The sequence below is a fragment of the Bacillus vallismortis genome, from assembly GCF_040784915.1.
Taxonomy (GTDB): domain Bacteria; phylum Bacillota; class Bacilli; order Bacillales; family Bacillaceae; genus Bacillus; species Bacillus subtilis_G.
In genome coordinates, this window is the sequence record NZ_CP160797.1 from 3,035,383 (window position 1) to 3,055,463 (window position 20,081).

22 protein-coding genes are annotated in these 20,081 nt (G+C 45.7%); 6 read left to right on the top strand and 16 right to left on the bottom strand.

Annotation, left to right across the window (positions count from 1 at the left end; all coding sequences use genetic code 11):
* Positions 1–95: 95 nt before the first annotated feature.
* Genes ytpR through ABZM97_RS14975 form a run of 4 tightly spaced genes read right to left on the bottom strand, consistent with a single transcriptional unit; the run spans position 96 to position 2,017 of the window.
* Positions 96–701 (bottom strand): YtpR family tRNA-binding protein, encoded by a 606-nt coding sequence (gene ytpR / locus ABZM97_RS14960; protein WP_148962361.1) that lies wholly within the window; start codon positions 699–701, stop codon positions 96–98.
* Positions 702–716: 15 nt separating this feature from the next.
* Positions 717–1,526, bottom strand: a complete 810-nt coding sequence (locus tag ABZM97_RS14965) for a DUF1444 domain-containing protein (protein ID WP_367386919.1) — start codon at positions 1,524–1,526, stop codon at positions 717–719.
* Between the two features lie 14 nt (positions 1,527–1,540).
* On the bottom strand, positions 1,541–1,864 hold the full coding sequence (locus ABZM97_RS14970) for a thioredoxin family protein (protein WP_003237915.1): 324 nt from the start codon (positions 1,862–1,864) through the stop codon (positions 1,541–1,543).
* A gap of 36 nt (positions 1,865–1,900) precedes the next feature.
* The gene (locus ABZM97_RS14975; RefSeq protein ID WP_141113422.1) at positions 1,901–2,017 is read right to left on the bottom strand and encodes a hypothetical protein; all 117 of its coding nucleotides are present in this window, start codon (positions 2,015–2,017) and stop codon (positions 1,901–1,903) included.
* A 77-nt stretch (positions 2,018–2,094) separates the two neighbouring features.
* Here ABZM97_RS14975 and ABZM97_RS14980 point away from each other — a divergent pair, with 77 nt between their 5' ends.
* Positions 2,095–2,541 (top strand): YtoQ family protein, encoded by a 447-nt coding sequence (locus ABZM97_RS14980; RefSeq protein ID WP_087992838.1) that lies wholly within the window; start codon positions 2,095–2,097, stop codon positions 2,539–2,541.
* 56 nt (positions 2,542–2,597) lie between these two features.
* Here the strand turns inward: ABZM97_RS14980 and ABZM97_RS14985 are convergent, their stop codons facing one another.
* Positions 2,598–3,671: a M42 family metallopeptidase gene (locus ABZM97_RS14985; RefSeq protein ID WP_367386920.1), complete on the bottom strand. Its 1,074-nt coding sequence runs from the start codon at positions 3,669–3,671 to the stop codon at positions 2,598–2,600.
* Positions 3,672–3,829: 158 nt separating this feature from the next.
* Between ABZM97_RS14985 and ABZM97_RS14990 the strand changes: the two genes are divergently transcribed.
* The gene (locus tag ABZM97_RS14990; RefSeq protein WP_087992840.1) at positions 3,830–4,147 is read left to right on the top strand and encodes a PepSY domain-containing protein; all 318 of its coding nucleotides are present in this window, start codon (positions 3,830–3,832) and stop codon (positions 4,145–4,147) included.
* A 48-nt stretch (positions 4,148–4,195) separates the two neighbouring features.
* Here ABZM97_RS14990 and ABZM97_RS14995 read toward each other — a convergent pair whose 3' ends face one another.
* From ABZM97_RS14995 to trmB, 3 genes are all read right to left on the bottom strand, one after another.
* A complete protein-coding gene (locus ABZM97_RS14995; protein ID WP_333562019.1) occupies positions 4,196–5,899 on the bottom strand; it encodes an NAD-dependent malic enzyme in 1,704 nt (567 codons plus the stop codon).
* Positions 5,900–5,981: 82 nt separating this feature from the next.
* Positions 5,982–6,827 carry an MBL fold metallo-hydrolase gene (locus ABZM97_RS15000; protein WP_367386921.1) on the bottom strand — a complete coding sequence of 282 codons (846 nt, stop codon included), beginning with the start codon at positions 6,825–6,827 and terminating at the stop codon, positions 5,982–5,984.
* Positions 6,828–6,898: 71 nt separating this feature from the next.
* On the bottom strand, positions 6,899–7,540 hold the full coding sequence (gene trmB, locus ABZM97_RS15005; RefSeq protein ID WP_087992842.1) for a tRNA (guanosine(46)-N7)-methyltransferase TrmB: 642 nt from the start codon (positions 7,538–7,540) through the stop codon (positions 6,899–6,901).
* Between the two features lie 206 nt (positions 7,541–7,746).
* Here trmB and ABZM97_RS15010 point away from each other — a divergent pair, with 206 nt between their 5' ends.
* Entirely contained in the window at positions 7,747–8,025 is a 279-nt protein-coding gene (locus ABZM97_RS15010) for a YtzH-like family protein (RefSeq protein WP_087992843.1), read from the top strand.
* Here ABZM97_RS15010 and ABZM97_RS15015 read toward each other — a convergent pair whose 3' ends face one another.
* The 5 genes from ABZM97_RS15015 to thpR form a co-directional block, all read right to left on the bottom strand.
* Complete coding sequence (locus tag ABZM97_RS15015) at positions 8,026–8,823, bottom strand: phosphotransferase family protein (protein WP_003223423.1); 798 nt, start codon at positions 8,821–8,823, stop codon at positions 8,026–8,028.
* 179 nt (positions 8,824–9,002) lie between these two features.
* The gene (gene pulA, locus ABZM97_RS15020) at positions 9,003–11,159 is read right to left on the bottom strand and encodes a type I pullulanase (RefSeq protein ID WP_253268484.1); all 2,157 of its coding nucleotides are present in this window, start codon (positions 11,157–11,159) and stop codon (positions 9,003–9,005) included.
* Between the two features lie 26 nt (positions 11,160–11,185).
* Positions 11,186–12,115: a YegS/Rv2252/BmrU family lipid kinase gene (locus tag ABZM97_RS15025; RefSeq protein WP_367386922.1), complete on the bottom strand. Its 930-nt coding sequence runs from the start codon at positions 12,113–12,115 to the stop codon at positions 11,186–11,188.
* Positions 12,116–12,163: 48 nt separating this feature from the next.
* Positions 12,164–13,078, bottom strand: a complete 915-nt coding sequence (locus tag ABZM97_RS15030) for a hypothetical protein (protein ID WP_087992845.1) — start codon at positions 13,076–13,078, stop codon at positions 12,164–12,166.
* A 25-nt stretch (positions 13,079–13,103) separates the two neighbouring features.
* Positions 13,104–13,655: an RNA 2',3'-cyclic phosphodiesterase gene (thpR, locus tag ABZM97_RS15035; protein WP_087992846.1), complete on the bottom strand. Its 552-nt coding sequence runs from the start codon at positions 13,653–13,655 to the stop codon at positions 13,104–13,106.
* 148 nt (positions 13,656–13,803) lie between these two features.
* On the opposite strand from thpR, the gene cysK reads away from it, so the two are divergent.
* Positions 13,804–14,739 (top strand): cysteine synthase A, encoded by a 936-nt coding sequence (gene cysK / locus ABZM97_RS15040; RefSeq protein WP_367386923.1) that lies wholly within the window; start codon positions 13,804–13,806, stop codon positions 14,737–14,739.
* 32 nt (positions 14,740–14,771) lie between these two features.
* Here the strand turns inward: cysK and pepV are convergent, their stop codons facing one another.
* Complete coding sequence (gene pepV, locus ABZM97_RS15045; RefSeq protein ID WP_333516795.1) at positions 14,772–16,163, bottom strand: dipeptidase PepV; 1,392 nt, start codon at positions 16,161–16,163, stop codon at positions 14,772–14,774.
* Between the two features lie 96 nt (positions 16,164–16,259).
* Between pepV and pbuO the strand changes: the two genes are divergently transcribed.
* A complete protein-coding gene (gene pbuO / locus ABZM97_RS15050) occupies positions 16,260–17,558 on the top strand; it encodes a hypoxanthine/guanine permease PbuO (RefSeq protein ID WP_087992849.1) in 1,299 nt (432 codons plus the stop codon).
* Between the two features lie 38 nt (positions 17,559–17,596).
* Here pbuO and ABZM97_RS15055 read toward each other — a convergent pair whose 3' ends face one another.
* Together ABZM97_RS15055 and ABZM97_RS15060 are read right to left on the bottom strand one after the other, a co-directional pair.
* Positions 17,597–18,754: an ABC transporter permease gene (locus tag ABZM97_RS15055; RefSeq protein WP_367386924.1), complete on the bottom strand. Its 1,158-nt coding sequence runs from the start codon at positions 18,752–18,754 to the stop codon at positions 17,597–17,599.
* Positions 18,751–19,461, bottom strand: coding sequence for an ABC transporter ATP-binding protein (locus ABZM97_RS15060; protein ID WP_087992851.1), 711 nt, complete (start codon positions 19,459–19,461; stop codon positions 18,751–18,753). Before ABZM97_RS15060 ends, ABZM97_RS15055 begins: the two co-directional genes overlap by 4 nt.
* A 295-nt stretch (positions 19,462–19,756) precedes the next feature.
* Between ABZM97_RS15060 and ABZM97_RS15065 the strand changes: the two genes are divergently transcribed.
* A complete protein-coding gene (locus tag ABZM97_RS15065; protein WP_003152337.1) occupies positions 19,757–19,978 on the top strand; it encodes a DeoR family transcriptional regulator in 222 nt (73 codons plus the stop codon).
* The last annotated feature ends 103 nt before the right edge of the window (positions 19,979–20,081 follow it).

Here is a 20,081-nt window from a genome sequence, read left to right on the forward strand (position 1 = left end):
CCAGAAAAGATTAAGCTTTCAGCAAAACAAAGCCGCTAAACAAGGGCTTAGCGGCTTTTCACATGATTCGTTTTTTTGGGCGGATTTATGGGAGTCTAAAACTGAAATGCGTCTCCCGCCTCATGGTCTCCTTCTAACACAAGGATTCCTTTTTCAGCCGGAGCATCCGGCAAAGCGAGCTCTTTTGCTGAACAGATCATTCCGCTTGACGGAACGCCGCGAAGCTCAGCATCCTTAATGACAAGTCCGCTCGGCATCACAGCTCCGACTTTGGCAACGACCACTTTTTGTCCTTGGTCAACATTAGGCGCGCCGCAGACGATCTGAAGCGTTTCTTCTCCTACATTGACTTTACATACGCTTAATTTATCCGCGTTCGGATGTTTTTCTTTTGATTCCACATATCCAACAACAAACTTCGGAGATAAATCAACGACTACTGTTTCTTCAACGCCGTTTCGGTTTAGAATCTCATTTACATCTTGCACGAACGTTTCTGAGAGCGCAACAGGGCCGTTTTCATCAATGGTCAAGTAAGAAGACGCGTTGAAAATGTTGAAGCCCGTTGTTTCCTTTGTTTCGTTATTAAAAATTTTAACGACATCGCCGTGTTTTTCATAGCCTATTTGTTCGCGAGTCACATCTTGAAGAGAGATCAGAAGCGTGTCTCCCACACCTTCATTATTATAAAATGCGTTCATAAGTAAAAATCCTTTCTAATCCTTTTTCGGACGGCTTTTCGCCAGGATAAACACCGGTTCCAGCTTTCCTTCATTGTACAAAAATGAAAGGGCTGTAATCGGAACGGTGCCGCCAGCAAAGAAGCTCATCGACATTTGCCCTAGAATATCATACCCCGATTCATTCCGGATGTCAGCAAGAATCAGAACGTCCTGATGCGGAACAGAGATCGCCAGCTCACCTTCTGCACGTTCCTTGTACTCATTTAAAATCGCTTCGTTCAGAACCCGGCTGGCGTCGTAACCGTCGTTTGCTCTGAAGAAATAAAAGTGATTGCCCGCAACTGTATCCTCTTTGACAACCGCCGGCAGGGAACGGAGATTAAATGCAGCCGTCTCTCTGATCCGCTCTTTTGTCCAGTTTTCTTTCTCAAGCATGCGCTGATCGATTAAACGGTAGGTTTTCCCGAGGTCAAGCGCGTAATAAATTCTTGTTTCTGCGGTATGATCATCATAAATGAGCGGAATATCTTCGCTGGACTTGTCCGGGAAAGAAGTCGAGCGGATCACCGGGTAAATACGGCTTTCTTTTCCGGACATTTCCTGAGCCTTCCCTTCCATTGCCGTCATTGCTTCTGAGACGTAATACACAATTTCATCAATGGCTTCGTCTTTTTTCAGCTCCCATTTTGCAATAATCGGCGGCAGGTCGAGCGTAATTCCTTTTTTGGTCGTTTGATCCTCAACACGGAGGGTGTCTTTTTCTCTGTCAAACAGAAAGGAGCGATTCACGTGCTGAAGGCGCTGTTTCAGAATATCTGACAGCTTCCTTGAGGTCATTTTCAAACCGATGTCCTCCTTTACGCTTTAGCGAGAGAGTCTGTTAAAAATTGTTCAATTTCTTCTTTTGTTTTGCGGTCTTTGCTCACAAAACGATTCACTTCTTTTCCTTCATTAAATACCACAAAGCTTGGGATTCCGTAAATTTCCCACTCTGCACATGTATCAATGAATTTGTCGCGGTCTACGTAGTAGTAAGTGAATTCAGGGAAGTTCGCTTCCAGTTCAGGCAGAAAAGGCTCTACAAAACGGCAATCAGGGCACCAGTCAGCTGAAAACATAAATACCGCCCAATCATCCTTTACCGCTTTTTCCAGCTCTTGAGTTGATTCAATTTTTTTCATTTCTTATCCCTCCAGTTGTTATTCTTACATGTTGGTTTATCGATACTCGTCCATTTGGATCATACCAAACTGCTTGCGGCAAAACCACCTATATGCAACGAATGAATATGTAAGATTGGCTTTCTCATTATCATTATCATATTTTATTTGCATTATCAAGCTCGTTTCGTTTAACATCGTGTTCATGAGGGTCAAATTTACAGATGGACATACATAAGGAGGGATTCAGTATGAAGTTTATCGTCTATTTAGCTGGAGAAATCCACAGCAATTGGCGGGAAGAAATCAAAGAGAAAACAAAATCACTGAAGCTGCCGATTACGTTTGTCGGCCCGATGGAAAATCATGACCGCTCAGACAATATCGGAGAAGAAATTGTGGGCGTTCAGCCAAATGCCGTTTTGAAGGATGACAAAGCCTCAGACATGAACAACTTCAGAACCGCTGTCCTGATGAATAAAGCAGACTTTGTGATCGCTCTGTTTGGCGAAAAATACAAACAGTGGAACACGGCAATGGATGCCTCATATGCGATTGCAAAAGGAAAACCCCTGATTATCATCCGGCCGGAATCGCTCCATCATCCTTTAAAAGAGCTTTCCAACAAAGCAAATATAACGGTTGAAACCGTGAATCAAGCCATTAAAGCCCTCTCCTATCTATTTGAAACAGAATAAGAAAAAAGCTTGTCGAGCCGGGCTTACTGCCCCGTTCAACAAGCTTTCATAAAATCTTACATATTTTCTTTAATCGCAGCCACCGTCTGCTTATCGCAGGCTGTCACAAGTTTGATGAGCATTTCTTTAGCAGCAGCATAATCATCAATATGAATGATCGAAGCGTTCGTATGAATGTAGCGTGAACAAATGCCGATAACCGCTGACGGAACACCGCTGTTCGAAATATGAACTCTGCCCGCATCCGTTCCCCCGCCGGATACAAAATATTGATACGGAATGTCATGCGTTTCCGCCATATCAAGAACAAATTCTCTCATTCCGCGGTGCATGACTGTCGTTCTGTCAAGAATGCGGAGCAAAAAGCCTTTTCCAAGCTGGCCAAATTCATTTTTGTCTCCGCTCATATCGTTTGCCGGGCTGGCATCGAGGGCGAAAAACAAATCCGGTTTAATCATATGAGAAGCCGTCTGCGCGCCCCTCAGCCCTACTTCTTCTTGAACGGTCGCACCCGCATAGAGCGTATTCGGAAGTTCTTTTCCGTGCAATTCCTTCAGAAGTTCAATGCTCAAGCCGCAGCCATATCGGTTATCCCATGCTTTTGATAAAAGTTTCTTTTCATTCGCCATCGTCGTAAACGGACACACAGGCACAATCTGCTGTCCCGGTTTTATGCCGATTTTAATAGCGTCTTCCTTATCATCCGCTCCAATATCGATCATCATGTTTTTGACATCCATCGGGCGGTTTCGCTGAGCATCTGTCAGCAGGTGAGGCGGTATGCTTGAAATCACACCCGGAACCGGCCCGTTATCTGTTTGAATTTCAACTCGCTGTGCCAGCAGCACCTGGCTCCACCAGCCCCCAAGCGTCTGAAATCTGAGCAGCCCGTTGTCTGTAATGGATGTGACCATGAAGCCGACTTCGTCCATATGCCCGGCTACCATGATTCTCGGTGCGCCCTCTTCACCCTTTCTGACTCCGAAAACACTTCCCAGTCTGTCCTGAACGATGTCATCGGCATATTTAGCCAGCTCCTGCTTCATAAAAGCACGAACCTGATGCTCATTGCCCGGCGCGCCGGGAAGCTGCGTCAGTGTTTGGAAAAGCGCTTTCGTTTCTTGATTCATGTTTTCCCCTCATTTCTATGTAGTCCCTTTATTTTATTCGAAAAAATCTAGTTTTCCAAGCACCCTGACTGAATCTGCTCCATCAGCCGCGTATTGCTTAACAGGATTTGGCGGTTTCTGTATAATGAAAAGTACGATCAACCAGGAGGTGCTTTATTATGAAATTGCGTCATCTTCTTTTAGGAGCAGGACTTGGCATTTGTACGGCCGTCGTTGTGAAACAGTATGTGATGAAGCCTTATATTTCTTCAGAAAAAGCGCTTCGTATCGTAAAATCCGCTTTTAAGCAGCGGGGGCCGATTGACGGATCATGGATTTACACCCAGCCGGAGCCTTATAATGTGAATGGAGAAACGGTACAGGTATACAAAACCGGCATTACACGATCCGCTTTCGGAGAATTAGAGCAGTATGAAGTCATGGTGGACGCGAAAACGGGGGACATTGTAGATGTCATTGATACAATCGCCTCCTAACGCCGGACAGGCATAAAATAGAAGCCGCTGCTCATGCAGCGGCCCTTTTTATGAAATCGCGCGGATCGGTTTGTATACCGGATACCACATCGCATCCTGCACAGCCTGTATGATGTCTTCAGGCTCTTCCGTCGCAACGCCTTCCTTAATCGCGGTTTTAGCCACTTCCACCGCAACAGTTGCCGATACAGTCCGCAAATCCTCTATCTTCGGCAGCATCGGCGCGCCCGGCACTCCGACATTGACCATACTTGCGATCGCCCGGGCACATGCTTCAAACATGCCATCGGTTATTAATTTTGATTTGGTGACAATCGTTCCAAGCCCAAGGCCCGGGAAGACAAGCGCGTTGTTTGCCTGGCCGATATGGTACGTCACGCCGTTATATTCCACTGGCGGGAACGGGCTTCCTGTCGTGACAAGCGCGCGGCCTTCTGTCCATTCGATCAAATCCTGAGGTTTCGCTTCAGAAAGAGTTGTCGGATTCGACATTGGCAAAATGGCCGGCCGTTTCACATGTGAAGCCATTTCTTTTACAATTTCTTCAGTAAACGCGCCTGAAACAGTTGATGTCCCGATCAGAATCGTCGGTTTCGCCTGCCGGACCACTTCAAGGAGATCAATACCTCCGCCTTCTCCCTTTCGCTGATAATCCTTGACCTCATCAGCCGAACGTGCGTATGGCTTTTGGAAATCAAAAAGCTGTTCCATATCATCTGTTAACAATCCGTTTCGGTCTATGCACCAGAAGCGTTTGAAAGATTCTTCCTCACTCAATCCTTCTCGCACCAAAGCCTCGCGCAGCTGTTCAGCAATCCCGATACCTGCCGTGCCCGCTCCGAAGATGACGACTCTGTGATCTCTCAGCGGCACTTTAGACGCTTTTGCACAGGATAAAACGGCCGCCAGTGAAACAGCGCCGGTACCTTGGATATCATCATTAAACGTACAAATCTTATCTTTATACCGTTTCAAAATGCTGCGCGCGTTTTTCGCCCCGAAATCTTCCCAGTGCAGCAATGCATTCGGGAATGTTTCTCTCGCCAGCGCAACATAATCGTCAATAAATTGGTCATAGCGTTCCCCGCGCACTCTGGAATGCTGGTTGCCGACATAAAGCGGGTCGTTCAAGAGGCTCTCCTGATTTGTCCCCGCATCTAAAACAACAGCCAGCACTCTGCTCGGATCTATGCCGGCAGCCGCCGTATAAACCGCTAGCTTGCCGATAGAAATCGCAATCCCGCCGACACCCCAGTCTCCGATTCCTAAAATACCTTCCGCATCAGTTGCTACAATTAAATCGATCGTATCGCGTTGATCTTTATACTGTTTAAATGCTTCTCTCATACCGTCTGGGTCATCGATTGACAAATAAAGCCCTCTTGGCTTTCTGTATTCATGGCTGTATCTCTGGATCGCCGTTCCCACTGTCGGAGTATAGACAATGGGGAGCATTTCCCCTAAATGGTCATTTAAGAGTCGGTAAAACAGCGTTTCGTTCCGATCATGCAGCGCGGTTAAATAGACATTTTTGCTCAAATCATCAGGCTGTGCGGAATATTGTTCGTACGCTCTTTTCGCTTGATCTTCAATCGTTAATACCTTTGGCGGCAGAAAGCCTTTTAAACCTAGTTCTTTTCTTTCTTCCTCAGTAAAAGCAACACCTTTGTTCAAAAAAGGAACAGAGAGTACTTCAAGGCCTCTTAACGTTGTTTGAATGTCTCCTTCGTTTGTTACTTTGAATTGTTTCACCCTGCCTCTTCCTTTCTGAGCATAATTAGTACTAGGTTTGCATTATTAGCCGGAAAACATGCAGGGCAAACATTAAAATATGCTATGGCTTCGTGCGCTTGACTGCATCTTTGATGCTTCCATCCTCATCCCATTTCAGCGCGTGATACTGGGCGTCATGGTAAAAAATAAACCAAGCGTCTTTTTCCGCCGCAAATGCCTGCCATTTCTGCTTTTGCGGTATAGAGGTCATTGGATAATCATCATAAGCCAGCACCCATAGCGGATTGCGGTGGGCGTGTGTCGGCATTAAATCTGCCATATGTACGGCGGTTTCACCCGCATCCTCGCATATTAGCACACTGTGTCCGTCGCTATGGCCCCCGGTATGATGCATCGTAATCCCCTCTGTGATCGTTAAGGTGTCTTCAAAGGTTTTCACTTGGCCGGCAATAGCCTCCCAGTTTTCTTTCCAATACGTATTTTTCGATCTGATATTCGGATGGCGCATTTCATTCCATTCAACAGCCGATGCATAAATCACTGCATTCGGAAAGACAGAGACGAGCTGTTCTCCTTCATATTCTGTTAAACCGCATGCGTGATCGAAATGAAGATGTGTCATAGCAATCACGTCTATATCATCAACCGTTAATCCGAGTGCCGCTAATGATGGTTTCACATTCGACTCTTGTGTCACGCCATAGTTTCGTTTTTGTTTTTCAGACATCTTTCCGGACCCGATTCCTGCGTCGACGATGATATTGAGCCCGTCCTTTTGAATGAAAATAGGGTCTGTCCTTAGTTCAATCTGGTTATTTTCATTGACTGGATATTTTTTAGACCATAACGGCTTTGGAACGACGCCGAACATGGCGCCTCCGTCCATATGTGTCACGCCTCCGTCAAGCCAGGTCAACGTGATATTTCCGATTTTCATTGTTTTCATTTTCATCCCCCCCTGTCATCATGGTAGCAAACGGCCCATAAAAAAAACAGACTCCTGTATCAGAGTCTGTTTTACGTTCTCCATTCAACCTCAGCCCGATAGATCGGCTGGCCAAGCGCTGAAAATTTTTCTTCATATTCTGTCATAATATTGCCTTCCAGATTGCTGTTATGCAAATCGAGACTGACATATGTCAGCAGCAGGCCGTATTCAGAGAAGCTCTTCAAAGAGTACTCAAACAAGCCGCGGTTGTCCGTTTTAAAATGAATCGCTCCGCCTTTTCCCATCACTTCTTCATATTTTTTGAGGAAGTGGGAATACGTCAGACGGCGTTTTTCATGACGGTTTTTCGGCCAAGGATCAGAAAAGTTCAAGTAGACCCGATTGACTTCACCCGGCTCAAATACATCCGTCAGCGTGTCCGCATCTATATTCAGAAGCTTTACATTCGTTGCTTCGCTATCTTTTACTTTTTGGACGGCTGTCACGATGACGCTTTTAAATAACTCAATCCCAATATAATTGATGTCTGGATTTTGTTTGCCCATTCCAGAAATAAATTGCCCTTTTCCTGTCCCAACCTCGATATGAATCGGATTGTCGTTGCCAAACACTGTGTTCCATTTCCCTTTATAATCAGCAGGGTTGCTGATGGCAATATGTGCGTTTTCAGCCAAAAAGTCATCAGCCCAAGGCTTGTGGCGCATTCTCATATGATTGACACCTCTATCTATTATTTCGACTAACAACATACCATGAATTAAAAAGACCCGCAAGCTCGTTTTTTAAAGCGTGCCCGCTAAAGCTGAGTATATAAAAAAAAGAGGTTTCCGTCTGCCGGAACACTCCTTTCACATGTATAAAAACGCTCTGTTTTGAACAATTTAACCCGTATGATACTGAAGGGATGTGTACCGCTATGGGTTTACATTATGAGCATCAAGTTCATTTATTAAAGGATATATTGACTGACCATCAATTGGACTGCTGCGGAACCGTCGCAGAGTACGAACAGCTTGAGCGTGTGATTAAATCGCTGATGGCAAACACCGAGCTTGATTCAAACTTCAAAAACGTGCTGGAAGATGTTTACCGCTATAGCCAATCAGGAATATCGTCGAAATCCATCGACTCACACATACAAGAGCATCAGAACAGCCTGTCTCAATGGGTAGAGCAAATGAATTCGTATTCCTGATTATTCAACGATGCGTTTCATGAGAATATGCAGTTCTTCCATTGCATCATGAAATTCTTTATCATTGCCTTTTGCTTTATGCCAGGCAATGAAAGTGATTGTTTCAGATAACACATACCAAGCCATTCGTAAGCGCAGGCTCTCTGTTAACTCAATGCCGTACATGCTCAGCCAGCTCTCCCAAGCTGGCTTTTCGACGTAGTGGTACAGCAAAGGCCCTAGATCCATCGCCGGATCAGCGATCATGGCGCCGTCCCAGTCAATTAAATACAGCTGGTTGTCTTCAGACAATAGCCAGTTATTATGATTGACATCACAATGGCAAACGACTTTCTCACCGAAATGCACTTCATGCAGATGTTCTTCTAAATACTTGATGCCTTCTTGAATCAGCGGTGAAGATTGCTGCACAGCAAATACAGCCTGCTTGAGCTGAGACAGAAGAGCCCCCGGGTTCAGCGGTTCTTTTCCAAGTCTCTTCAACATGTCCAGCAAGGCTTTTGATGTGTGTATTTTACGAAGCAATTCAGCAACGGGCCGTCCGCTCATATCTTTAGGCTTCAGCTCTCTGCCGGTCATCCAGTGCTGGGCCGTAATCACGTCCCCATTTTCCATCCGTTTTGTCCAAACCAGCTTCGGAACAATGCCTTCGGCGGATAAAACAGCTAAAAAAGGTGAGCTATTACGTTTTAAAAAAAGCTGCTGCCCGTTATGTTTCGCATAATATGCATCTCCTGTAGCTCCTCCGGCGGGGAAGATCTCCCAATCGCTACCTAGTAATTGTCCCAACCAGTTCATATCAATGTTCAACCCATCATTTCTTAAAATATTTTAGAATAAAGGCTAATCGTCTCTAGTCTATCCAGCGAGTGCCTTTTTCGTACGAATCGTATGAAAATAAAAAAGACAGCTATTGAGAGTCTCATATGCTAATCAATAGCCGTCCTTTAAATTTTAGCGCTATAGCACAAACTTCGTCAAGCAAAACTCTTAAGATCTGATGCTAAATATAAGATAACTGTTCCGATGCCGTTTACCGCAACCGCTTTCTTGATTTCTTTCGGATCATGCCGAAAACCTGATGTATCACTTAAAAGCAGGTACGTCTTGTCGTTTGGCAGCTTCCATTCAACAGTTTCCGGACTCGCGTGGTGGATAACGATGATGTCTTCCCATTCATCAACCTCGCCGAGATCAGAAAGCCTGAATGCAATGAGGTGTTCTTTTAGCGTCAAACATTCAAGATGGCGCTGGATATCTGCAGCCGACCTGAGACGGAACGCCGGATGCGTTTTTCTCAGCGATATCAGCCTGCTGATATAGTCAACATCTTTTTTGAATGTATCACGGCGATCCCAATCCAGCTGGTTAATGCTGTCACTGGATTGATAACTGTTTTCCACCCCCTGCTTCGTCCTGAAAAATTCCTGGCCGCTGTGTATGAACGGCACTCCTTGGGCAAGCAAGATAACCGCGGCTGCAAGCCTTTGCCTGCTCCTCTTACGGCTTTCAGTTTCTTGAGGAAGCGCAAGGTCCATTTTATCCCAAAAAGTGTGATTGTCGTGTGACTCAACATAATTGATGGACTGGCTGGGTTCAGGAACAATTGGTGCAAATGCCTTCCATCCCGAAGACCCGGCAATTCCGTGCATAACGGCTTCCGCTGCTTCACCGCCGCCGAGCGCAAAGCCCGCTGCCGTAAGGTGAAAGGTATTCCCTTTCACAGCATCACGAAACGTATCATTGAAAAAGCCGATGCCCGGCATTTTTGAAGCGTTCGCCAAGGTCGCTTTCTGTTCATGCGGCAGCGGTGTCGCCAAATCCCATCCTTCCCCAAAAAGCAGGATTCCGGGCTTTACCGCAGTTGCTTGTTCTTTGATGTAAAGCACGGTGTCAATATCTAAAATACCGAGCAGATCAAAGCGGAAGCCGTCGGCATCGTATTCCTCAATCCAGTAGATGACGCAATCCGCGATGAATTTTCTAGCCATCCGCCTTTCTGAGGCGATGTCATTTCCAACACCGGTGCCGTTTGACGGCATCCCAAATTCGTCATGCCGAAAAAAATAACCGGGCACTGTCTTTTCAAACGATGACTTCTCCCGTTCATACACGTGGTTAAAGACGACATCCAGAATGACTCGCAGGCCGTGCTGGTGAAGGGTGTTGACCATATGTTTTAGCTCTGTTTTTCTTGTTTGAGGATCATGAGGGTTTGAGGCATAGCTTCCCTCTGGGGCAAAGAAATGGAGCGGGTTATACCCCCAATTGTAAGCATCAAGCGGCTTCTCTTCATCAACTCCGGCAAAATCATTTACCGGCAGCAGCTCTACATGTGTAACGCCGAGCTCTTTTACATACGCCAGCCCGGAAGAACAGCCATTTGCGGTTTGCGTTTCTGTTTCCGTTAGCGCTAAGTATCTCCCCTTGTTTTTCATGCCGCTGTTTACATGAATGGAAAAGTCGCGGATGTGCATCTCATAGATCACGGCATCCACAGGGTTTGAGAATGGTGCGGCCGAATCAACCCAATTTATCTCATCCGGGCGCAGGACGACGCCCTTCTCTCCATTTACCGTCACGACCTTTGCATACGGGTCAACGGTTTCCGTCCATTCTGAATTGTTGCAGATGCAGAACACATACTCATATCCGTGGAGATCGCCGGTGACTGTAACGGTATAAACGCCTTTTTCCATCCGAATCATTTGGAAGGTGCGCCCGTTTTTTTCAGGATGGGAAAGTTTTACAGCAGCTGAGGCTGCGGCAGGCGCCCATACTTTAAATTCAGTATAATCCGCAGTATAAACAGCCCCCAGCTCTCCGTCATAATAAAATACATCATCAAACGCGTCCGTCCGGATGACCGCGCCTATTTGGAGATCCGTTTTGTCGCCGCTGGACGCTCTCACAGCATGTGTTGTTCCGAGAGTCACTGGACGGTCGGATGCGCAGACGTACTTGTATTTTCCTTCAAGCAGATATTCCTCTCTGACAGCCAAAGGAATATCTGTTGTTTCTGTCTCAAGCCGAAAAGGCGGTTTCATGATGCCTTTTTGTTCAGCAGGAATTAGAACGGTAATGATATTCATGTCATCGACATACGCTTCGAAGCTGCGGCGGATGCTGACCATCGGAAACTCTCTCCTCCAAACACATTTTAAGTTTTGATCCTTAGGGGTGAAGGACTCGATGCCAAACGAAACGGGGTGGTGCCCATGATTTCTCCGTCAGCATGAAACGGAATTTTGTCCTTCGTGTAAAACGTAATGTCCTTTGCTTTAAACATCGTAACGCCGTCCATTTTGATATGCTTACCAAATGCCATCAAAAATAATAGCCAATATTTTTTCAAAAACGGCTGATTTTCAACGATCACGATATCAAACGCTTTTTCGCGCGGATTTGCAAGAGGTGCCGCCTTCATGCCGCCCCTGTAGAATGGGTGGTTGGATACGACCGCAAACCAGACATCATGAAATTCTTGTGTTTCTCCTTCAACTGTACAGGCTAACGAAAACGGCTTAAAGGTGGCGGAGGCGCGCAAATGGGAAAGCGGATAAACAAGAAATCGAAGGCGCAAAAAAAGAAAAACCCGTCTTAACGGAAATTCCAGCGCCTTTTTATTGACATATGCGTCAAACCCGATCCCGATATGATTCATAAAATAAAGAACCTGCGATTTATCCTGAAAGAAATTGACGCTCCCTAAATGAAAGGATCGGGTTAACGGACGCTTCTGCTTCCTGATTTCGTGCATCAGATCCACTTTTTTGATAGAGAATCCCCGCGAAAAATCATTATACGCGCCCGCCGGCACAAAGCTCAGTTCAATATCGTCAACATCTTTCAGCCCGTTGACAACTTCATGCATAGTTCCGTCTCCGCCAATGACAATCAGCCGCTTCAGCTTATATTCCTGTATCGTTGAAATCTGCCTGGCGAGCACCTCGGCGTGCCCCGGATGTTCAGTTAAAAATGAACGATGCTCAACCTTACGTTTGATCAGTTCCTTTTGAATGGACTTCCAAACACGCAGGCCGTTTCGGCGGCCTGCTGTCGGATTAATAATAAAAAACCAATGGCTCATCTTTCTCACCTGCTTATGTTATGAGAAAACCGCTCATATCGTTCTCTTTCACTCCAGCCACTCTTGTCTGCGATAGGAGTCAGACATGCAGTAAGACAGCAGAGCCTTTGCAGCCTTTACCTGATGATGTTTAATCGGGGCAGTGTTTTTCTTCTGCCGCTCAATCCATTCTTCCGCGCCCCGCTTATCCGCTATTTCTAAGCCGTATGGCGGCTCCGGATAATCGATGTACGACGTTCTGCTCAGAAGCAATTTTCGAACCGGAATATCAGCCTGTTTTTCCTTTATGATCTTTGAGACAACGGATTCCGTACGAAACAGACTCAGCCCCGGATTTAACACTGATGCAGTCTGAGAAGCTGTTTTCTTCTCCCAAAAACGATTTTTAGACCCTATGTACACACTGTCTTCCTCCGCCTCTAAGAAAGAAACGCAATAAATCTCAAGGGGAGAAATAATCACAATGCTTAATTCAACCGCCGCCTGCTGAATTTTCAGCACAGGCTTATACATAACGAAATAAGAATCAGGCAGCTGCTGGGTCAGATAACGCAAAATGCGGTCCTGCTTCACCTGGTTTGAGAGATGGGATATTTCTGCAAGAGTAGAGCTAGCCCATTTGAGCTGAAATTCATATAAATGTCTTTTATAAAAGGAAGCAAGCGCCATCCTGCTCTTCGGCAGCCTTACATGTAAATTGTCTTCTTCCTCAAACCATTGGTGTCTCTCTTCTTGTATATCGGCTTTTATCTCTTCTTTTCTTCTTTTCAAAGAAAATTTTTTTCGTTTCTGCACCGGTTCCGGCTCTTCGGCACTGGCTTGTTTTTCTTCATGCTGGCGCTCCGCTGCCTCTAATAGTGAAAGCCAGCGCTCTTTTTTCAGCCGTACAAACTGGTTTATATAATGGTACGGATCAAGCTCATATCTTGATATATAATCATGAATTTTGATGATTTGTGCCATGTTTGTTTCTCCACTCCGCAATAAATTAAGTTAAATGAAATTTGAATAGTTCCTCATACTTTGGTGATTGATTCAAATGTATTTGAAAGAGCGAGAATCGTTCAGCCATCATCGAAACCTCTCCGCTTTCAAACGGGACATGTGCCGGAAATCCTTCTTCGCCTGTCCATTTTCTGGCCAGCGTCATATGAGGGTGGTACGGTCTCTTTTCCACTTGAAAGCCGGCTTGAAGAACAGCCTGTTTTGTATGTTCCCGCAGCATTTCAAGTGTTTTGTTTTTCTTTGGCTCGAGGTGTAAAACACGCGGCCTTCTGCGGTCGCCGAATACATCAATTTTGCCAAACTCAATCGGAAACGGATCGGTTTCTGAAGCAATCGCAGCTAGCGAGCCTTCAAGCTGCTGGATTTGTGTCTCATCCGCCGCTCCGAGAAAAATCAACGTGATATGATAGTCAAGCGGGTGCACCCATTTTTGAAACGTTAAAACCGGCTCGTTTTTCGCAGCCTGGTCAATCGGATTCGCAATTCCTTCAGGAATGGGAACGCCGATGAAATAATGAGGCCGTATATCTGGCATCCGTCTGACACTCCCTTCTGTAACAGCTATTATTTTATCAATAAAGAGGCTGTGCGGATAGAGGAACAGTGTATGAAAACACTCTCGCACAAACGTTTATTATGTTAGGATATTATACGACACTTGTTTTATTCAGAAAGGAATGACAATGTTGAAAATCGTTGAAAATACAGCTGATCTGATTGGAAATACACCGCTTGTGAGATTGAATCGGCTTCAGCCGAAAAACGCGGCACAAGTCTATTTAAAGCTTGAATTTTTCAATCCGAGCGGCAGTGTGAAAGACAGAGCTGCTTATCATATGATGATAGAAGCGGAACAAAATGGTTTGCTCAAACCGGGATCAGTGATTATCGAGCCGACAAGCGGAAATACCGGAATCGGACTCGCCATGAATGCGGCCGCGCGCGGCTATAAAGCGATCTTAGTTATGCCTGATACGATGACGAAGGAACGGATCAACCTTCTTAAAGCTTACGGTGCAGAGGTTGTATTAACACCCGGAGCGGAAAGAATGCCGGGCAGCATCAAAAAAGCGAAGGAGCTTGCTGAACAAATTCCGAACAGCTATATCCCAATGCAGTTCGATAACACCGCAAATCCTGACGCGCACCGAAAAACAACGGCGCCTGAAATTGCCCGGGCAATAGAGGAAATCGGAAAGCCGCTCGGCGCTTTTGTCGCCTCTTCCGGAACGGGAGGAACCATTACCGGAACAGGTGAAGCGCTCAAAGAGCTTTTCCCGGATATCACGGTTCATGTTGTCGAGCCCGCGGGTTCGCCTGTATTATCCGGAGGAAAACCCGGCGCACATAAGCTTGTAGGGACGAGCCCAGGCTTTATTCCTCCGATTTTAAATCAAGACGTCTATGACGAAATTATCAAAATCTCTGATGAAGACGCCTACACGACGACAAGACGCCTTGCTGCAGAAGAAGGAATTCTTGTCGGGCCCTCTTCAGGTGCTGCCTGTTTCGCGGCAATCGAAACAGCGAAACGCCTCTCTCCTGACCAAGTCGTGGTCTGTATGACAGCCGATACGGGAGAACGGTATTTATCAACTGATTTATGGTCATTTGTTTAAAAAAGGACGGGCTTCAGAAAAAGCCCGTCCTTTTATTTTGCAAGTTCGTAGATCGCCTGCGCATATAAAGCTGTCGATCTCAGCAAATCATCAATTTCAATATATTCATCCTTTTGGTGTGCGCTGTCAGGACGTCCGGGGAAGAGCGGGCCGAACGCGACACCTGCTTTTAAAGATCTGGCATAAGTCCCCCCGCCGATTGAGATTAAATCAGCTTTTTTGCCCAGCTGGCCTTCATAAACCTTTTGCAGGGTTTTGACTAACGGATGGTCTGCTGACACATGATGCGGCTTGCTGTCTTTGAATTCTCCCAGCTTAAATTCAGATGCGCTTTCGAATGCATCGCGGATCACTTTGCTTTCCGCGGTCACAGGATAGCGGATATTGATCCCGAGTTCGCCTCCTTGCCCTTCCGTATAGCGGAGTGTTCCCACATTTAATGTCAGCTCGCCGCTAATGTCATCTTCACAATCAATATTCAGTTTCTTTCCTCTCGTATCGCCTGAAAACTTGTCTGTGACGACTTGCACAAATCGCTGTCCTGCTTCGTCAAGCTCAGCCTGCTGCAGAAATTCACACAACAAAATGCCGGCATTGATTCCATTGTTCGGTTCCATCGCATGGCAGGAAAGCCCGTACATACGCAAAATGAGCTGACCGTTCTCTATGCCAGCTTCTCCTTTTTGATCCGTCGTGCGAAGCATATCTTTAAATGAAGCAAGAATCTCTTCTTTTTTCAGCCCTTCAATGACAGCTTCAGCAGCATCGGGCACCATGTTCAAGCGAAGACCCGACTGAAATGAGACAAGCATTGCCTCAGAATCGGCTAGGTTTGAGTGGGGCGGGATAAGTAAAGACGCATCAATGATTCCTTTTTCCGCGTTAATAATCGGAAAATCGGCGTCAGGCGCAAATCCCAGTGTCGGCATTTCTTCATGCTTGAAATAATGCTCTACACATCTCCAATCGCTTTCTTCATCTGTTCCGATAATGATTCTGACGCGCTTGGACAGCGGCAGATTCATGTCTTTCACGATTTTCAGCGCATAGAATGCCGCCATTGTCGGACCTTTGTCATCAATGGCCCCCCTTGCATAAATCCGTCCGTTACGGATATGAGCTGAAAACGGATCACTCTTCCAGCCGTCTCCGGGCGGCACGACGTCAACATGGCATAGTACGCCGACAATGTCATCGCCCTCGCCCCATTCAATATGACCTGCGAAGCCGTCAAGATTTTTTGTTGTAAAGCCTTCTTTTTCTCCAAGCTCCAGCAAGGAAGTCAGGCTGGCGTTTACTCCTTCTCCAAACGGTTTGCCGGTTCCTGCGGTTGTTTCATCCATTACACTGTTGATTCTCAAAAATTCCTGTGTATCACGAATTAAATCCTCTTTTCTTCTAATCACTTCAACTTCCCAGTTCATAACGTTCCCCTTTCCGCAAGAAATCACTTGCAAAAACCAAATAAAACGAATAATATTAATGGTGTTTTGTTAAAACGTTCGTAATTGGAGGATACTATGTTTCATCTAAAAGAGCAGAAAACATCCATAAAGCAAGAAATCATAGCAGGGCTGACGACCTTTTTCACAATGGTCTATATCGTCGTGGTCAATCCGGTCATTCTGGCTAACGCCGGGGTTCCTTTCGACCAGGTTTTCACCGCAACGATTATTGCCTCCATTGTCGGAACGCTGTGGATGGCCCTGGCAGCAAATTATCCGATTGCTATTGCGCCCGGCATGGGCTTGAACGCTTATTTAGCCTTTCATGTCGTAAGCGCCAGCGATGGCGGCATCACATACGCGACAGCTTTCAGCGCCGTATTTACAGCAGGGGTTCTCTTCATTATTCTATCGTTAACGCCTTTAAGAAAACAACTTATTGAGGCGATTCCAAACAATTTAAAATACGGAATCACAACAGGCATCGGGCTGTTTATCGCTTTTATCGGTTTGCGGCAGGCGGGAATTGTGGCAGCTGATGAGTCAAACTTGGTTACTCTCGGCGATTTGCATTCACCTGGTGTGATTTTAACGCTGATCGGGCTTTTGATCAGTGTGGTCTTGATGGTCCTCAACGTCAGCGGTGCCTTATTTATCGGAATGGCAGCGACCGCTTTGATCGCCTTTTTTACCGGCCAGCTGCATTTACCGAAGGGATTAATGTCGCTTCCTCATTTGCCAGACGGCCTGATCATTTCAAATCCGTTTTCCGCTTTTGGCGATGTTGTACATCACGGCCTGTACGCTGTTGTCTTTTCTTTTCTTCTGGTCACGATATTTGATACAACAGGCACGATGATCGGTGTTGCTGAGCAAGCCGGGCTGATGAAAAATAACAAGCTGCCGAACGTGCGAAAAGCGCTGCTGGCTGATTCAACTGCGACAACAGTAGGAGCGGTTTTCGGCACAAGTCCAACGACGGCATTTATCGAGTCATCCGCTGGTGTCGCAGCCGGGGGAAGAACGGGGCTTACAGCTTTGACTGTTGCGGTGCTGTTTGCGGTTTCAATGTTTTTCAGTCCGCTTGTCAGTGCCTTATCCGGCATAGCCGCCATCACCTCTCCTGCTTTAATTATCGTCGGCAGCCTGATGATGCGCTCGGTGTCCAATATGAACTGGAAAGAGATGGACGAGGCATTCCCTGCGTTTCTCGTCATTCTGTCGATGCCTTTGACATCCAGCATTTCTACAGGAATCGCGCTTGGCTTTATTTCGTATCCGATTGTAAAAGCAGCGCGGGGAAAATGGAGAGAGATTCATCCGCTCGTTATCGTTTTCGCTATTCTGTTTTTCATCCAGCTGTTTATTTTATAGCACATACAGAAAACCCAAACGTCAGCCGTTTGGGTTTTTTATGTAAACAATAAAAAGACAGCAGCCGCTAATAAACAGCATGCGGCAAACGCATAGTGCAGGATGTTGATACAGCTTTTTCTGGCCCGGTAATACTCATCACTTTCCTTATCGGCGCCAATTAGAATAGGCGCATCCATCACTTTGTCAAAGATAAGCGTAAGGATATAACGGCAAACACCTATATATACCAAGAGCGCAATCAGCTTCAGCCAAATCGGGGAGACAAAGATTAGAACGGCGAAAGCTGACAACAGCATACACATCCGTCTTATATACTCGCCATTCCTCAGCAAAACTTTGAAAAACAATTCCTTATAGCCTGTGTAGATTGTTCTTTTTTTAAATATCCTTCTTGAATTTCGGAATAATAATGGTTTTCTTCTCATCCTGTCTTTCACTTTCGGCATTCCCGCCTCCTGGCTCATCATCATCACAAGCCCGGCAAGCGCCAGCCTTCTTTTTTTCTCTTCAGTCACCTCTGCTTCAAAAGCCGAGAACGAAGCTGTCTTTTTCAAACTGCGGACGAATGCGAAAATGAAAAACAAAATGCCAATGAGCGCAAGCAACCCCCACTCAGTGAAAATGATTAGGCCAGCAGAACCAGCAAAAAGAACGGCTCTGACAAGAATTTCGGCAACCCGCCTCGAAATGGAACGCGGCTTTCTGATCCTGTCTTGCTTTAAGGATAAGAAGAACATATGAAGGCCAAACAAATAACATAATAGAGCCGCGCTTTCTGCTAATGTGATATGAAGAGAATGACTGATAAAAGGAAGAACAATGAAATAGAGCAGCAGCCATTTGCCGAGCGTGACCCAAAAAGAATACACCAGCGCGTACCGTTTTAGCTGGTAGATCAGCTCTTTCTTTTGCAGCAAAAACACGTTGTCCGCTTCCATTAAAAACGTATGGATCGAGCCTGTGCACACGATCAGCACACACACGGCGTACAGCCATCTCCATTCCATCACCTCAGACCACTCATAAAAAAGGCCTCTTCCGTTCATCAAATCGATATACTGATAGATGACAAAAGCAAGCGCCGGTAAAACAATGTAGAGAGCGACTGTCCAGTCAATGACCGCATGCAATACCTTAAACTGATACCTGTAATAGTCAAACAGCCTGCGAAAAAAGAGCGATCGCCCGTTCATGGCCGGTCACCTTGGACCGCCTTATAAAAACAGTCAAGCAATGACTGCCCCTCTGATCCGGTCTGTTCCTGAATATCTTGTAACGTGCCCTGGAGAAACAAAGAACCTTTCTCAATCATGTAAAACCGGTCGCAGATTTTTTCTGCGGTATCGAGTACATGTGTGCACATGAGAATGCCGGCTCCCCTTTGTTTTTCATCCTTAAGCATGTCCACAAAACGTTTCGTTGATATCGGATCAAGGCCAATAAATGGTTCATCAATCACATACATATCCGGCTTAGAGAGAAAAGCTTGGATAAGCATCAGTTTTTGCTGCATGCCTTTCGAAAAGGTGATTGGCAGCTCATGCATAACGTGATCAAGCGAAAATGTCTGCAGCAGGCTTTCTGCCCGAGGCGCAAATTCACGCTCATCAATACCGTGCAACGTGCTGACCAGATCCAAATGCTCCCACAGCGTCAGTTCTTCGTAAAAGGACGGGTGCTCCGGAATGTAGGCAAATGAAGAGTCATTCCAAGCAATATGGCCTTTAAAGTCTTCTGAGAGGCCGAGTATCGCCTTGATTGCGGTGCTTTTCCCGGCGCCGTTTGCTCCGATCAGCCCGACTATCTCCCCTTTTCCGACTTCCAGAAAAACATCGGTGAGCACTTTTTTTCGGCTCGTATACCCCGCCTGTTCTATTGAAGCCTCAAGCATTTTTGCCAAATCTCACTCCTCCTCCAAAATTTACTACGAAACAGAATAAAAAAAGTTTCTTTAACCATAATAATATTGTGCCGAAATACATAGTAATCCAACAAGGATGGCTGCACAGCTCAAATTGGAAAAAATTAATAGGAGTTATCCCTAGATTCATTACTGCGATATCGTGTATAATGAGGGCGAATTATCTAAAAACTATAATATAAAATGTCTGCCTTTGTTGCTATTTCGTACGCAGTTGATAGTCGTGAGTTGTGGTTAGTCAAGTCCATCCGATCTTATGATAGGGAGTGGTTTTTTGAAACCTTCAACAAACCGTATGCTAACTCGAATTAAATCAGTTTACATGTTTATCCAAGAAAAAGGCCTTGTGACAACACAGGAACTGGTTGACGAATTCGGCATTACACCTAGAACAATTCAAAGAGACTTAAATGTGTTGGCATATAATGATCTTGTTCATAGTCCAAGCCGTGGCAAGTGGGAGACAACGAGAAAGAAAGTAAAGATTACATCATAAACATTGAAAATTACATAGGGCCGCCTGAGAGCGGCCTGATAGATACAGGGCGAAGAACTTTCTGAGCCTTGTTTTTGTGTGCTTACTTATATATAAAAAAATC

Coding starts and splice junctions, on each gene's coding strand:
- ytpR (WP_148962361.1), bottom strand. CDS start 701: ATGAACGCATTTTATAATAATGAAGGTGTGGGAGACACGCTTCTGATC.
- ABZM97_RS14970 (WP_003237915.1), bottom strand. CDS start 1,864: ATGAAAAAAATTGAATCAACTCAAGAGCTGGAAAAAGCGGTAAAGGAT.
- ABZM97_RS14975 (WP_141113422.1), bottom strand. CDS start 2,017: ATGCAAATAAAATATGATAATGATAATGAGAAAGCCAATCTTACATAT.
- ABZM97_RS14980 (WP_087992838.1), top strand. CDS start 2,095: ATGAAGTTTATCGTCTATTTAGCTGGAGAAATCCACAGCAATTGGCGG.
- ABZM97_RS14985 (WP_367386920.1), bottom strand. CDS start 3,671: ATGAATCAAGAAACGAAAGCGCTTTTCCAAACACTGACGCAGCTTCCC.
- ABZM97_RS14990 (WP_087992840.1), top strand. CDS start 3,830: ATGAAATTGCGTCATCTTCTTTTAGGAGCAGGACTTGGCATTTGTACG.
- ABZM97_RS15000 (WP_367386921.1), bottom strand. CDS start 6,827: ATGAAAACAATGAAAATCGGAAATATCACGTTGACCTGGCTTGACGGA.
- trmB (WP_087992842.1), bottom strand. CDS start 7,540: ATGAGAATGCGCCACAAGCCTTGGGCTGATGACTTTTTGGCTGAAAAC.
- ABZM97_RS15010 (WP_087992843.1), top strand. CDS start 7,747: ATGGGTTTACATTATGAGCATCAAGTTCATTTATTAAAGGATATATTG.
- ABZM97_RS15015 (WP_003223423.1), bottom strand. CDS start 8,823: ATGAACTGGTTGGGACAATTACTAGGTAGCGATTGGGAGATCTTCCCC.
- pulA (WP_253268484.1), bottom strand. CDS start 11,159: ATGGTCAGCATCCGCCGCAGCTTCGAAGCGTATGTCGATGACATGAAT.
- ABZM97_RS15025 (WP_367386922.1), bottom strand. CDS start 12,115: ATGAGCCATTGGTTTTTTATTATTAATCCGACAGCAGGCCGCCGAAAC.
- ABZM97_RS15030 (WP_087992845.1), bottom strand. CDS start 13,078: ATGGCACAAATCATCAAAATTCATGATTATATATCAAGATATGAGCTT.
- thpR (WP_087992846.1), bottom strand. CDS start 13,655: ATGCCAGATATACGGCCTCATTATTTCATCGGCGTTCCCATTCCTGAA.
- cysK (WP_367386923.1), top strand. CDS start 13,804: ATGTTGAAAATCGTTGAAAATACAGCTGATCTGATTGGAAATACACCG.
- pepV (WP_333516795.1), bottom strand. CDS start 16,163: ATGAACTGGGAAGTTGAAGTGATTAGAAGAAAAGAGGATTTAATTCGT.
- pbuO (WP_087992849.1), top strand. CDS start 16,260: ATGTTTCATCTAAAAGAGCAGAAAACATCCATAAAGCAAGAAATCATA.
- ABZM97_RS15055 (WP_367386924.1), bottom strand. CDS start 18,754: ATGAACGGGCGATCGCTCTTTTTTCGCAGGCTGTTTGACTATTACAGG.